Source organism: Bradyrhizobium sp. CCGUVB4N, from assembly GCF_024199945.1.
Taxonomy (GTDB): Bacteria; Pseudomonadota; Alphaproteobacteria; order Rhizobiales; family Xanthobacteraceae; genus Bradyrhizobium.
The window spans coordinates 7,731,845-7,745,317 of the sequence record NZ_JANADP010000001.1; the positions used below are offsets into that span (position 1 = coordinate 7,731,845).

10 protein-coding genes are annotated in these 13,473 nt (G+C 64.6%); 5 read left to right on the forward strand and 5 right to left on the reverse strand.

The window, feature by feature from the left end; translation table 11 throughout:
- Positions 1 to 220 precede the first annotated feature (220 nt).
- The 3 genes from NLM31_RS35970 to NLM31_RS35980 all read right to left on the reverse strand — a co-directional run bounded on the left by NLM31_RS35970 (position 221) and on the right by NLM31_RS35980 (position 2,604).
- Complete coding sequence (locus NLM31_RS35970) at positions 221 to 730, reverse strand: DUF1465 family protein (RefSeq protein ID WP_254133991.1); 510 nt, start codon at positions 728 to 730, stop codon at positions 221 to 223.
- A 157-nt stretch (positions 731 to 887) separates the two neighbouring features.
- A complete protein-coding gene (locus NLM31_RS35975; RefSeq protein WP_254191403.1) occupies positions 888 to 1,952 on the reverse strand; it encodes an IS630 family transposase in 1,065 nt (354 codons plus the stop codon).
- A 460-nt stretch (positions 1,953 to 2,412) separates the two neighbouring features.
- On the reverse strand, positions 2,413 to 2,604 hold the full coding sequence (locus NLM31_RS35980; protein ID WP_254133992.1) for a DUF1192 domain-containing protein: 192 nt from the start codon (positions 2,602 to 2,604) through the stop codon (positions 2,413 to 2,415).
- 116 nt (positions 2,605 to 2,720) lie between these two features.
- On the opposite strand from NLM31_RS35980, the gene NLM31_RS35985 reads away from it, so the two are divergent.
- Positions 2,721 to 3,719, forward strand: coding sequence for an NAD(P)H-quinone oxidoreductase (locus NLM31_RS35985; RefSeq protein ID WP_254195306.1), 999 nt, complete (start codon positions 2,721 to 2,723; stop codon positions 3,717 to 3,719).
- Positions 3,720 to 3,872: 153 nt separating this feature from the next.
- Positions 3,873 to 6,749 (forward strand): EAL domain-containing protein, encoded by a 2,877-nt coding sequence (locus NLM31_RS35990; RefSeq protein WP_254133994.1) that lies wholly within the window; start codon positions 3,873 to 3,875, stop codon positions 6,747 to 6,749.
- Between the two features lie 184 nt (positions 6,750 to 6,933).
- On the opposite strand, the gene NLM31_RS35995 is transcribed toward NLM31_RS35990, so the two are convergent.
- Positions 6,934 to 7,203 carry a hypothetical protein gene (locus NLM31_RS35995; RefSeq protein WP_254195307.1) on the reverse strand — a complete coding sequence of 90 codons (270 nt, stop codon included), beginning with the start codon at positions 7,201 to 7,203 and terminating at the stop codon, positions 6,934 to 6,936.
- Between the two features lie 144 nt (positions 7,204 to 7,347).
- On the opposite strand from NLM31_RS35995, the gene NLM31_RS36000 reads away from it, so the two are divergent.
- The gene (locus tag NLM31_RS36000) at positions 7,348 to 8,844 is read left to right on the forward strand and encodes a diguanylate cyclase (RefSeq protein ID WP_254195308.1); all 1,497 of its coding nucleotides are present in this window, start codon (positions 7,348 to 7,350) and stop codon (positions 8,842 to 8,844) included.
- Positions 8,845 to 9,057: 213 nt separating this feature from the next.
- Here the strand turns inward: NLM31_RS36000 and galU are convergent, their stop codons facing one another.
- Positions 9,058 to 9,933, reverse strand: coding sequence for a UTP--glucose-1-phosphate uridylyltransferase GalU (gene galU, locus NLM31_RS36005; protein WP_254133997.1), 876 nt, complete (start codon positions 9,931 to 9,933; stop codon positions 9,058 to 9,060).
- 201 nt (positions 9,934 to 10,134) lie between these two features.
- Between galU and NLM31_RS36010 the strand changes: the two genes are divergently transcribed.
- Both NLM31_RS36010 and NLM31_RS36015 read left to right on the forward strand, forming a co-directional pair.
- Positions 10,135 to 11,529 (forward strand): lytic murein transglycosylase, encoded by a 1,395-nt coding sequence (locus tag NLM31_RS36010; protein ID WP_254196327.1) that lies wholly within the window; start codon positions 10,135 to 10,137, stop codon positions 11,527 to 11,529.
- 149 nt (positions 11,530 to 11,678) lie between these two features.
- A complete protein-coding gene (locus NLM31_RS36015) occupies positions 11,679 to 13,370 on the forward strand; it encodes an SGNH family hydrolase (RefSeq protein WP_254195309.1) in 1,692 nt (563 codons plus the stop codon).
- Positions 13,371 to 13,473: the final 103 nt, after the last annotated feature.

The following is a 13,473-nucleotide window of genomic DNA, read 5'->3' on the forward strand; positions in this document are numbered from 1 at the left end:
AAACCGGGGGCGTTTTTGTTTTGGGGGGATCGCCCGCCGCTACCAGACCCGTCATCCTGAGGTGCGAGTGGCGCGATGCAAAGCATCGCGCCGGGAGCCTCGAAGGATGAACGGCCGAGATGCAGCCGGGCCGTCCCCCTTCGAGGCTCGCCATAGAGGCGAGCACCTCCAGCGACAACGGCTTCGCCGTTGCGCGGGGGTGACGGTTAGAGATTAGACCTTACCGCTCGAACGCGGCCTTCAGCGCGTTGAGATGCGGCACCAGCGGGTTGCCGATCGCGATGTGGTCGGTCGGCGGGGTGTGGATGGTGGTGTCGAGGCGGCGGACGCGGGTCTGCAGGCTCATCGAGCGATGGATCAGCTCCTGGAGCATCGACGGCAGCTTCTCGATGGTGTCGGCGGGGCCGGGATCGGCGGCGGTGAGCTTGACCTTGGTCTTCTCGCGGTTGGCCTGGACCAGCGTCATCTCGCCCTCCTTCACCGCGCGGTGCAGCAGCAGCCACGAGGCGAGCTGCATCAGGCGCGTGGTCAGGCGCATGCTCTCGGTCGCGTAAGTCAGGCTGATGGCGCGATCGAGCGCCTTGGCCTCATTGCGGCCGGCGCCGTCGAGATAGGCCGCGGTTTCTTCGACGAGATCCATGCCTTCACGGAACAGCGCGCCGAACGCGGCAGAATTGGTGAACCGCTCGCTGAGTTGAACGAGAGCCCCGTCGGCCTGCAAACGTTCCATGGTTAACGCCCCTTACGCAACTGTTTACCCGTCCGGCTTTGGCGCCGGCTTATGATGAACAAATCATTGCGCGGGGGAAGCGCGGAGTCCAGCGGCAAGCGCGGATATGGTTTCCGCGGGTCATTCCTCGGAATTCAACCGGGACTAGTACCCGGAATCAGAGCTGAGTGATACGGCGGCCTTTGAAACGGCGTTGACGGACCTTTTTCTTGGTCCAGACGAAGGGCTCGGCTCTGTCGTTGTATGCGTTGACGTAGGCATCGATGTGATCCTGAAGCTGCTTGAGGCTTGTGAAGGAGGTGCCGCTGAGCGACTGCCCCTGCAAGATCGAAAACCATACCTCGACCTGATTGAGCCAGGACGCACTTGTCGGCGTGAAATGAAATTGCACGTTGGGGTGGGCCTTGAGCCAGGGCTCGTTCTTCTTGTGGGTGTTGAGGTTGTCGAGGATGACGTGAAGCTTCCGGTTCGGAAAAGCCGCGGTGACGCTGTTCATGAAGTCGAGAAACTCGACGCGGCGTCGGCGTTTTGAATGCGTCGCGATGATCTTTCCGGTGGCGACTTCGAGCGCCGCAAACAATGTTGTCGTGCCATGCCGCTTGTAATCGTGGCTCTGGCCGGTCAAGGCGCGGCCATTGGGCAACTTCAGATAACCCTGCGCTCGCTCCAAGGCCTGGATCGAAGGCTTCTCGTCCACGCATAGCACAATGGCCTTCGCGGGCGGGGCGACGTAGAGGCCAACAACATCGGCGGCTTTGGCCGTAAAGTTCGGGTCGTTGCTCTCGCACCAGGACTTGCGAGCCACGAGGTCAATCTTGTGGATGCGCAGGAACCGCCAGACATATTGGACGTCAACATCGCCCAGTGCCTCGGCCAGCAGAGGGCCGGTCCAGCGTGCGAACCCTTGCGGGGCCGGCTTATCCAACAGCTTCAGAATCCGCTTGTCGGTAGCCTTCGTATAGATCGGCTGCTTGCCAGGCCGCGGCTTGTCTTGCAGACCTTCCAGGCCATGATCGGCATAGCGGCGCCGCCAAAGGCTGACAATCCGCGGCTGGACCCCGACTTCTTTGGCGATCGAGCGGGTGCTGCGCCCGTCCGCTGCCAACAGAACTATCCGCGCCCGCTTCAAATCGCGCTGCAACGTCACCGGCGAGCGACAACACGCCTCAAGCACCTTGCGATCTTTCCGCGAAAGGTGGACTTCTCTTGCTTCGGGGATCATCCCGACCTTGAATCATGACTCACGATCCAAGAAAAGTGGGTACTAGACACGCTCAAAAGCAGGAGTAGAGGCAAAAAAAGAGCCGCCGGAGACCGGCGGCTTTGAAAGTTGATAACAGGGAGGCGTCAAACAGAGTGGACAGGAGCCACTCGGTGTCCAAACGAGGACAGTCGAGTCATAAAGTGAAAAGCTTAATCGACCGTAAACGAACGAATTTTTTGAGGGTTCGTTAGCCATGTCGGCCAGAGGCCGAGCCGGGAAGCGGAATGAACTCTCACCGTCGCTCCGGCCTAGTGCGCAATTGCGCACGGGGGCCGGGGCCCATAACCACAGGGAGGAGTTTGGCGAAGACTCGTCGTTCGGTACTGCTGTCAAAGCCCATAGACAGATCACGCGGTATGGGTCCCGGCCCCCGTGCGCAATTGCGCACTAGGCCGGGACGACACCGGTGATAAACCCACTACGACTTGAAAAAACTATTCGCCGCATCGCGGGAGGCGCGCTTTTTCGTGGCGGCTTCTTCCAGTCTTGCGATCTCGGTCTGCAGCAGGGCGACGCGCTCGGTCAATTCCTCGACGGACAAGAGTGAGAGATCCTGTCCAATCTCGTGGGTGACCTTCTTGCGCGGGCGGTCGTCGTCTTCCATCGGCATCGTCGTTCCTCCTGCGTCCGCGGGCCGGACCACATGGCCGAGGCGGTTGCCAGCCCGAACCGCGCTGGCTAAGCAAAGGGCTCGTTCTCCCTCGCACCTTTGCTCAAGGATACATCATGGACAAGCTGCCCGCGCAAATGACCGTGGTCGCCATCTCCAAGCCCGGCGGACCCGAGGTGCTGGTGCCGGAACAGCGTCCCGTTCCGCAGCCCGGTCCCGACGAGATCCTGGTCAAGGTGCAGGCCGCCGGCGTCAACCGGCCCGACGTGGCGCAGCGCTCCGGCGCCTATCCGCCGCCGCCCGGCGCCAGCGACCTGCCCGGCCTCGAAATCGCCGGTGAAGTGGTCGCGGTCGGCAGCAACGCCAAAAAGCACAAGGTCGGTGACATCGTGATGTCGCTCGTCGCCGGCGGCGGCTATGCGCAGTACTGCATCGCGCAGGACGCCCAGGCGATGACCGTGCCGCCGGCACTGTCGATCAAGGAAGCCGGTGCACTGCCGGAAACCCTGATGACGGTCTGGCACAACGTGTTCGAGCGCGGCGGCCTGAAGGCCGGCGAGACGCTGCTGATCCATGGCGGCTCTTCCGGCATCGGCACCATGGCGATCCAGCTTGCGAAGGCGTTCGGTGCAAAAGTGTTCGTCACCGTCGGATCGCAGGACAAGATCGATGCCTGCCTGAAGCTCGGTGCCGACCGCGCCATCAACTACAAGACCGAGGACTTCGTCGACGTGATCAAGGCGGAGACGAACAAGGCCGGCGTCAATTTGATCCTCGACATGGTCGCGGGCGAGTATGTCGACCGCAACTATGACGCCGCCGCGGTCGACGGGCGCATCGTGCAGATCGCAACGCTCAACGGCCCCAAGGTCAGCGTCAACATCGCCAAGGTGATGGTGAAGCGGTTGACCCATACCGGCTCGACCTTGCGCCCCCGTAGTAATGCGGACAAGGCGGCAATGGTGGCCGCAATTGAAGCGAAAGTGATGCCGCTTTTGCGCGAGGGCCGCGTCAAGCCGCTGATGGACAGCGCTTTCCCGCTGGAAAAGGCATCCGAGGCGCACCGGCGCATGGAGACCTCCGCACATATTGGCAAAATTGTGTTGGAGGTCTAGGCCGCTGGCCGACCGGGGACGCCGGAAACCCTTTGATTTTCCTCGCTTTCGTGGCATCTATCGCGACGCGCCGAACGACTTCCGTTCGGCGTGAAATCGTCTTTACCTGACAGTCTTGCTCACTGAGTTTGCGTCGAACGCGGAGAACTGGCCTTGCGTCTGATCAGGTGCCTCGCGCCCATCGCGCTGGGCCTCATGATTCTTGTCGCCGCGTCGCCTGCACGCGCGCTCGACGCTGTCAGCGTCCGCGGCGACGCGCCCGCGATCGATCTCACCGGCGTGCTCGAGCATCAGCGCAGCGACGCCGACCGCATCCAGGTCTCCACCGCGCCCGGCACCGACGGCATCGTCCGCCGCATCGAGGTGCGCGCGCGCGAGGGCGGCCAGAACTGGATCGTGTTCGCGCTCGCCAACAACACCGACGACCAGCTCGACCGCCTGATCGTCGCCCCGCATTACCGCATCGTGTCCTCGGGCCTGTTGTGGCCTGACCTCGGGCTGTCGCGCATCGCGACCATCACGCCTTCGATCGGCGACCGGCCGGAGCGTCAGGAAAGCGCGACCGCCGACGTGTTCCGCATCACGCTCGATCCCGGTGCCGTCGTCACCTTCGTGGCGGAACTGCGCACCGACAAGCTGCCGCAGCTCTATCTGTGGGAGCCGGAAGCCTACAAGGACAAGGTCAATTCGTTCACGCTGTACCAGGGCATCGTGATCGGCATCTCCGGCCTTCTCGCCCTCGTGCTCACGATTCTGTTCGTGGTGAAGGGCAGCATCATGTTCCCGGCCGCCGCGGCGCTGGCCTGGGCGGTGCTGGTCTATATCGGCGTCGATTTCGGCTTCTGGGGCAAGGTGCTCGACATGTCGAACAACGCCGAGCGCATCTGGCGCGCGGCGGGTGAAGCGATCTTGGCGGCGACGCTGTTGGTGTTCCTGTTCGCCTATCTCAACCTCAGTCGATGGCATGTGCGCTACTCCCACATCACGGTGGGCTGGCTCGCGTTCCTCGGCTCGCTGGTCGCGCTCGCCCTGTTCGACCCGGCCGTCGCCTCCGGCATCGCGCGCATCTCGCTGGTGCTGATCGCCTTCGCCGGCTTCACGCTGATCGTCTATCTCTCCACCCACGGCTTCGACCGCGCGGTGCTGCTGATCCCGACCTGGTTCCTGCTGGTGGTCTGGGTGGTCGCGGCCGGCATGACGGTGGCCGGTTCCGTCACCAACGACATCGTCGGCCCGGCGCTGCTGGGCGGCCTCGTGCTGATCGTGATGCTGATCGGCTTCACGGTGATGCAGCACGCCTTCGCCGGCGGCGGCGCCACCACCGGCGTCGTCTCCGACATCGAGCGCCGCGCACTGGCGCTGGCCGGTTCCGGCGATCTGATCTGGGACTGGGACGTCTCCGCCGACAAGGTGTTCACAAGCCCCGAGACGGAAGCCCTGCTCGGCCTGAAGCGTGGCACGCTCGAAGGGCCCGCCGCCTCCTGGCTCGAGGTGCTGCATCCGCTCGACCAGGATCGTTTCCGTGCCGCGCTGGACAGCGTGCTCGACCAGCGCCGCGGCCGGCTGGTGCAGGATTTCCGCCTGCGTACCCCCGACGGCCATTTCATGTGGTTCGCGCTGAAAGCGCGCCCGGTGGTCGGCTCGGACGGCGAGGTCTCGCGCGTGGTCGGCACGCTCACCGACGTCACTGAGCTCCGCAACGCCGAGGAACGCCTGCTGCACGATTCCGTGCACGACAACCTCACCGGCCTGCCCAACCGCAAACTGTTCATGGACCGGCTCGGTGCCGTCGCGCATTTCGCCAAGAGCATGCCGACGCTGCGGCCGACGCTGATGGTGATCGACCTCGACCGCTTCAAGCAGGTCAACGATTCCGTCGGCATCGCGGTCGGCGATTCCATCCTGCTGACGCTGGCCCGCCGCCTCACCCGCATCCTGAAGCCGCAGGACACGCTGGCCCGGCTCGCCGGCGACCAGTTCGGCCTGATCCTGCTGTCCGAGCAGGACCCGGCCCGCATCACCGCCTTCGCCGAAACCATCCGCAAGACCATCCGCGCGCCGATCGCCTTCAACGACCGCGAGATTTTCCTGACGGCCTCGATCGGCCTCGCGCTGTCCGACCCGCAGACGCAGCTCACGGACGAGATCATCAAGGACGCCGAGCTCGCGATGTATCACTCCAAGCGCATCGGCGGCGATCGCATCGACGTCTACAAGCCGGCGATGCGCGCGCGGAAGACCGATCGCCTGACGCTGGAGAGCGAGCTGCGCCGCGCCATCGAGCGGCAGGAGCTCACCATCCTGTACCAGCCGATCGTCCGGCTGGAGGATCGTTCGGTCGCGGGTTTCGAAGCGCTGGCACGCTGGGATCATCCGAAGCTCGGCCGCATGGCGCCGTCGGAATTCATCACGATTGCCGAAGAGACCGGCCTGATCGTCGACCTCGGCATGTTCGTGCTCGACCAGACCGCAAAGCAGCTCTCGATCTGGCAGCGCGCGATGCGCTCGCGCGAGCCGATCTTCGCTTCCGTCAACGTCTCCTCGCGGCAATTGCTGCGCCACGATCTGATCCACGACATCCGCACCGTGCTGTCGCGCTCCTCGGTGGCGCGCGGCACGCTGAAGCTGGAGCTGACGGAATCGCTGGTGATGGAGAATCCGGAGCACGCGGCCCAAATGCTGACGCGGATCCGCGAGCTCGGCACGGGCCTGTCGCTCGACGATTTCGGCACCGGCCATTCGTCGCTCGCCTATCTGCAGCGCTTCCCGTTCGACACTATCAAGATCGACCAGTCGTTCGTGCGCACCACCAACCGCGGCACCCGGCCGGTGATCCTGAAGTCGATCATTGCGCTCGCGCATGATCTCGGCATGGACGTGGTGGCGGAAGGCGCCGAGACCGATTCCGATGCGGTGGAGCTCTATCAGCTTGGCTGCGAATACGCGCAGGGCTTTGCTTTTGGCGAGCCCATGGACGCGGACGCCGCGATGCGGCTGCTGACGGAAGTGCGGTTAGAGGCGGCGAGCTGATCTTTCTGTTTCCCTTCTCCCCTTGTGGGAGAAGGTGGCGCGAAGCGCCGGATGAGGGGTTGCATCCGCAAATTCAGAAACAAGAAGAGTCGCGCGCGGAGAGATACCCCTCACCCGTCTCGCCGCTCCGCGGCGAGCCACCCTCTCCCGCAAGGGGAGAGGGGAAGAAGGTCTCCGTCACCTTCTATCCCGGCCGCCGCCCGTCCTTCCTCATCTTCGTGAACCGCACCGTCTGGCCATCCGGCATCCGCGTGGCCTTGAAGCCGGCGGCGATGCAGGCCTCGCGCTGCGGCATCTGGATATCCGGGCTGCGCGCGGTGTCCCACCATGAGGCACGGTTGGCCGCCCGCGGCAGAGCCGCGCCGATGATCTCCTCGATCTGCTCGAAGCTCAGCATGAATTCCATCTGCTTCTGCCCCAGCAGGTAATCGCGTAGCGCGTCGTAATCGTTCACCGCCGTCCTCACCAAATGCCCGCGGCCTGATCTGCTGAAAAGCGATGCCCGCGGAAACCAATCCTTAACTGATTGCAGCAGCGCCGTCGCGGCTTAAACACTACGCAAGATTTCAGGCGCATCCGTTAGGGTCGGGAGCAAAGGATGCTGTCTGGATGGCGCGAAGCCATGGCCCGCCGGCCCTGGCGTATTTCGGCGAAGCTGCTGATCATCTCGTCCGTCGTGACGGTGATCGGCTTTTCGGCCATTTGCGTCAACGTCATGCTGGACATGCGCCGCGGCGAGGAGGCACTGGCCCGCCAGACACTGGAAAACCTGGCGACCTCGATCGACGCCGATATCAGCCGCAACATCGATATCTACGACCTGTCCCTGAAGGCGGTCGCCAGCAACATGCTGCTGCCCGAGATCAACACGGTCTCCAAGCCGATCCGCCAGCTCATCCTGTTCGACCACGCCACGACCGCAAAGCATTTCGGCGCCATCCAGGTGTTCGATGCGGACGGCAATCTGTCCATCGATGCGTCCACGCTCGACCCGGTGGCGGAAAATCGCGGCAGTGAGGAGTACTTCACGGTCCATCGCGACAATCCCGATGCCGGCCTCTTTATCAGCCGTCCGATGCTGTTCCGCGGCGCCTACTCCATCGTGCTGAGCCGGCGTCTCAGCGATACCGACGGCGGCTTCCTGGGAGTCGTCGCCGGCTCGATCCGCTTCACCTATTTCCACGAATTGTTCGAGCGGCTGAGCCTCGACCCCGAGGACACCATCACCGTGCTCAAGCGCGACCGCACCATCATGATGCGCCGACCGTTCGATCTCGACATCATCGGCAAGAATCTGAACGACCGCCAGAGCTGGAAGGCGGACAACTTGCGCGTCGGCGGCTCGTTTGCGGGACAGGGCCCGGTCGATCCGACCGCGCGGCTCTATGCGCGCAGCGCCGGCACCGGCCCGCTGTTCGTGGTGGCGGGCAAGCCGCTGAGCACGGTGTTCGCGCTGTGGCGGAAGGAAGCGCTTCGCATCGGCGCCGTGGTTCTGGTGCTCGCACTGTTCGTGCTGGGCTCGGCGATCCTGCTTGCCCGCGAGATCGGCCGGCGAGCGGATGCCGAAAACAAGCTCGAGGAGATGGCAACGACCGACGCGCTCACGGGCCTGCGCAACCGCCGCAAGTTCGACCAGACGATCGACACCGAATGGCGCCGCGCCATGCGCCAGAAGACACAGGTTGCGCTCTTGATGATCGATGCCGATCACTTCAAGGCCTACAACGACACCTTCGGCCACCAGGCCGGCGACCAGGTGCTGGTCGGCATCGCCATCTGCATCTCCGATTCGGTGCGCCGCGCCGGCGACTGCGCCGCGCGCTATGGCGGCGAGGAGTTCGCCGTGCTGCTGCCGAACACGTCCGCCACCGACGCCTTCAAGATCGCCGAGACCATCCGGGCCAAGGTGCTGGGCTGGTCCGACGGCAGCGCGGGGTCGACCGTCTCCTGCGGCATCGCCAGCCTCGCGCCCACGAGCGGCGTGGACTGGACCGTCCTGGTCGCCGCTGCCGACAAGGCGCTCTATGCGGCGAAGGCCGGTGGCCGCAACCAGTCGGTGGTAGCGAGCCTGCCGAAGCTGTCGCTGGTGGCGTGAGGGGCTGCTGTCGTCGTCAGGCGTGACGAACAAATCACCAAGCGCTCAGTGTCGTCCCCGCGAACGCGGGGACCCATAACCACAGGGAAGAATTTGGCGAAGACTCGTCGTTCGGTACTGCGGCCGAACGCGATCGATGGCTTCCGCGGTATGGGTCCCTGCGCCCCGTGCGCAATTGCGCACTAGGCAGGGACGACAGCGAAACAGCGGCGACTACTGCCCGAGATACTTCTTCATCTCCGCGATCAGCCCATCACGCAATTCCGGCCGCTTGAGGCCGTAGGCGATGTTGGCGCGGAGGAAGCCGGGCTTGGAGCCGCAATCGTGGCGCTCGCCCTCGAACTCGACGCCGTAGAATTTTTGCGACTTGGCGAGGCCGATCATGGCGTCGGTGAGCTGGATTTCGCCGCCGGCGCCGCGCTCCTGGGTCTCGAGGATCTTGAAGATCTCGGGCTGCAGAATGTAGCGGCCGGTGATCGAGAGGTTGGAGGGCGCAGTGCCCTTGGCCGGCTTCTCGACCATGCCGTCGACCTCGAACATCTTGCCGGTGCGCTTGCCGACGCCGCAGATGCCGTATTGATGGGTGAGATGGTCGGGCACCGCCTCGACCGCGATGACGTTGGATTTTTCGCCGAGCTTGCCGGCGGTCTCGATCATCTGCTTCAGGCAGCCGGGCGTGTTGAGCACGAGCTCGTCGGGCAGCACCACCGCGAACGGCTCGTTGCCGACGATATCGCGCGCGCACCAGACCGCGTGGCCGAGGCCGAGCGGCGCCTGCTGGCGGGTGAAGCTGACGGCGCCGGCTTCCGGCTGGTTCTGCGCCAAAATCTCCTGCTCGGCCTTCTTGCCGCGCGCAGCGAGCGTCGAGTCGAGCTCGAACATCTTGTCGAAATGATCTTCGATGACATTTTTGTTGCGGCCGGTGACGAAGATGAAGTGCTCGATGCCGGCTTCCCGCGCCTCGTCATAGACGTACTGGATCAGCGGCTTGTCGACGATGGTGAGCATTTCCTTCGGCATCGCCTTGGTGGCCGGCAAAACGCGGGTGCCGAGGCCGGCGACGGGGAATACAGCTTTGCGGATTTTCATGTGATTGATCGAATACCTTGGGGCGCACGTGAAAGAAGCAATGGCATCTTGCTAACCGTTTTGCAGCCGGTAACAAAGGCGGATGTAGGGCTCGGCCGTTGGAATTGAGAAAAGGCCACCACTGAAATTTCACCTTTGTTAAGATATTGGCAACCGTAACGAGGCCTCCTGATGGCTGATTTTTGGCCGGACGGATGGGACATGAGGCAATCGGTGGCAGGCTTGGCAAAACGCGGGGGATCTCTGGCCGGCGCAACAATCATTGCGGCCGCGCTTCTGTTCCCTGCGGTCGCACAGGCTCAAGGACAACAAGGGCAAAACGGGCTGTCGAAGCTGTTCGGCGGCATTTTCTCCGGCCCGGATCCCGCACCGTCGCAGCCCGCGCCTGCCCCGGGCGGCGCGCAACCCTGGAGCGGCGAGGACGGCGCCTCCGGCCATCCACTGATGACGGCGGCTGCGATCCGCGAGGCTGCCGGCAATTTTGACAATTGCGTTGCCGGGATGTGGCCTGATGCCGCACGGCGCAACATCACACAGGAGAATTTTCAGCGCTTCACCGCTGGCCTTTCGCCCGATCTGCGCATCATGGACCTGATGGATTCGCAACCCGAGTTCACCAAGTCGATATGGGATTATCTCGACATTCTCGTAAACGACAATCGGCTCGCCAAGGGCAAGGAAGTTCTCGCCAAGTACAAGGCGCAGTTCGACGCGACCGAGAAGGCCTATGGCGTCGACCGCTACATCATCGCCGCGATCTGGGGCATCGAGTCCAATTATTCGACGCAGATGGGCGACCGCAGCGTGCTGCAATCGACCGCGACGCTCGCCTGCGTCGGCCGCCGCCAGGCCTATTTCAAGGACGAATTCCTCTCCGCGCTGGAGATCCTCAACCGCGGTGATTTGCGCCCGGAGCAGATGCGCGGCTCCTGGGCCGGCGCGTTCGGCCCGACCCAGTTCATGCCGACCGCGTTCAAGCGCTTCGCCGTCGACGGCGATGGCGACGGACGGCGCGACGTCGTCGACAACGCAAGCGACCTGATCGCCTCCACCGCCAACAATCTGAAGAAGGACGGCTGGCAGAGCGGCCAGACCTGGGGTTTCGAGGTCGTGGTGCCCCAAGGCTTCAACTACATGCTGGCTGATCGCGCCAAGGCGATGACGATCGCGCAATGGGAGAAGCTCGGGCTCAAGCGCGCAACCAACCAGCCCTTCCCGCATCCGGCGGAGAAGGCCTATCTGCTGGCGCCCGCCGGCGCGCAGGGGCCCGGCTTCCTGATGCTGCAGAATTTCCGGGTCATCATGAAATACAATCCGGCCGAGGCCTACGCGATGGCGATCGGCCATTTCGCCGACCGCCTGCGCGGCGGCCAGCCTTTTGTGCAGCAATGGCCGCGGCAGGAGCGGGAATTGTCCCGGACCGAGCGGCTGGAACTCCAGCAACTCCTGGTCCAGCGCGGCTTCTACAAGGGTACCCCGGACGGCCAGTTCGGCGGCCAGACCCGGGACGCGCTGCGCAACTTCCAGGCCTCGATCGGGGTGCCCGCGGACGGGTTTGCCTCCTCCGACGTGCTGGACCGGCTGCGCGGGCGGTAAAATCGCGCCGAAAGTAACCCTGAAGCGGGATTTTGCCCGATCGGCGGTGGTTGGCCCCAAGAATCTGCAAGAGAATTTGCCCGTTTGGCGCCCGATTCCGTTATTATAACGACCTACTTCCAGACCCCGTTGCGCGTGCCCGAGATCGCATGTCGAAGCCAAAATCCTTTTTCAAGGCGCTGACCGAGACCGGCCCGTTGATCGCGCTGGGAACGGCGCTTGCGATCATGGTCTCGATCGCGGGACCGGCTTCGGCGCAGTTCTTCAACTTCCCCGGCTTCGGCGGCCCGCCGCAGCGCCAGGCTCCGCCGCGCAGCGGTGGCGGCGGCTGGTTCGGCGGCGATTTCTTTGCGCCGTTCCAACAACAGCAGCAGCAGGCCCCGCGCCAGGATTTCTCGCGCGCGCCGGCACCTGGCAAGCGCGACACCATCCCGGACAAGAACGTGCTGGTGATCGGCGACGCCATGGCCGACTGGCTCGCCTACGGCCTGGAAGACGCCTACACCGAGCAGCCCGACATGGGTGTGATCCGCAAGCACAAGACCGCGTCGGGCCTGATCAAGTACCAGCCGAAGGGTGAGCCCTCGGACTGGGCGGCTGCGGCCAAGGGCATTCTGGAAACCGAGAAGCCCGACGTCATCGTCGTCATGCTCGGCCTCAACGACCGCATCGCGATCCGCGAAGCCGCGCCGGACAAAACGGACAAGCCGGCCGACAAGGACAAGAAGAACGACAAGGGCGCGCGCGGCAAGCCGCCGGCGAAGCCCGGCGATGCCAAACCCGACACCGCCGCCAAGCCCGACGACAAGCCGGCTGATACCGACCTGCCGCAGGACGACGCCGACAACGCCGATACGCCGGCGGCCGCGCCGGAAAAGACCGCGCGCAATCCGAACGGCCTCTACGAATTCCGCGACGACCACTGGGTCGAGCTCTACGGCAAGAAGATCGAGGAGCTCGCCAACGTCCTCAAGGCCAAGGGCGTGCCCGTGCTCTGGGTCGGCCTGCCCGCGATCCGCGGACCCAAGGGCACCGCGGACATGCTGTTCCTGGATTCGCTCTACCGGGAAGGCGCCGCCAAGGCCGGCATCACCTATGTCGACGTCTGGGACGGCTTTGTCGACGAAGCCGGTCGCTTCCTGCAGAAGGGTCCGGATTTCGAAGGCCAGATCCGTCAGCTCCGCAGCGGTGACGGCGTCTATTTCACCAAGCCCGGCGCCCGCAAGCTCGCCCATTATGTCGAGCGCGAGATCACGCGCCTGCTGGCGGGCCGCTCCGGCCCGATCGCGCTGCCGAGCGAGCCGGCGACGCCCGACACCAGTGCCGAGCCCGGCAAGCCGGCGCCGCGGCCGCTCGCGGGCCCGATCGTGCCGCTGGTTGCAGCCTCGATCTCGACCGATCAATTGCTGGGTGGACCTGGCACGCGCCCCGCCGCCGTCGATGCGCTCGCCGCCAGAACGCTGGTGAAAGGCGAGCCGCTCGCCGCGCCCGCGGGCCGTGCGGATGATTATTCATGGCCGCGCCGTGAAGTCGGTCGCGAGCAGGCCAAGGGCGATACGCCGATGGCCGCGACGACGCCTGACGGTGGTGCTGCGGCGCCCGGCACGACGCCGGGTGCAGCCGCGGCGATCGCGCCACCCAAGCCGCTCGCACCGAAGAAGCCGACGCCACCGCCGCAGCAGCCGGCACAGGCCGCGCCGTCATTGCGTGATTTCTTCGGCTTCGGCTCGCCGCAGCCGGCGCCGCGTCAACTGGCGCCCGCCCCGCGCAACCCGAATCCAAACCCTGCGATTCCGCGACCGCCCGGCAATGTCGGGCGCTCGGCGGAAGTGGCGCGGTAGTCGTTGCTCTGAATTAAATCGTCATTCCGGGGCGCGCCTCTTGGCGCGAGCCCGGAATCCATTCATCGACATTGACGGTGGCTCGATGGATTCCGGGCTCGCG

Coding starts and splice junctions, on each gene's coding strand:
- NLM31_RS36010 (WP_254196327.1), top strand. CDS start 10,135: ATGAGGCAATCGGTGGCAGGCTTGGCAAAACGCGGGGGATCTCTGGCC.
- NLM31_RS35980 (WP_254133992.1), bottom strand. CDS start 2,604: ATGCCGATGGAAGACGACGACCGCCCGCGCAAGAAGGTCACCCACGAG.
- NLM31_RS35985 (WP_254195306.1), top strand. CDS start 2,721: ATGGACAAGCTGCCCGCGCAAATGACCGTGGTCGCCATCTCCAAGCCC.
- galU (WP_254133997.1), bottom strand. CDS start 9,933: ATGAAAATCCGCAAAGCTGTATTCCCCGTCGCCGGCCTCGGCACCCGC.
- NLM31_RS35970 (WP_254133991.1), bottom strand. CDS start 730: ATGGAACGTTTGCAGGCCGACGGGGCTCTCGTTCAACTCAGCGAGCGG.
- NLM31_RS35975 (WP_254191403.1), bottom strand. CDS start 1,952: ATGATCCCCGAAGCAAGAGAAGTCCACCTTTCGCGGAAAGATCGCAAG.
- NLM31_RS36015 (WP_254195309.1), top strand. CDS start 11,679: ATGTCGAAGCCAAAATCCTTTTTCAAGGCGCTGACCGAGACCGGCCCG.
- NLM31_RS36000 (WP_254195308.1), top strand. CDS start 7,348: ATGCTGTCTGGATGGCGCGAAGCCATGGCCCGCCGGCCCTGGCGTATT.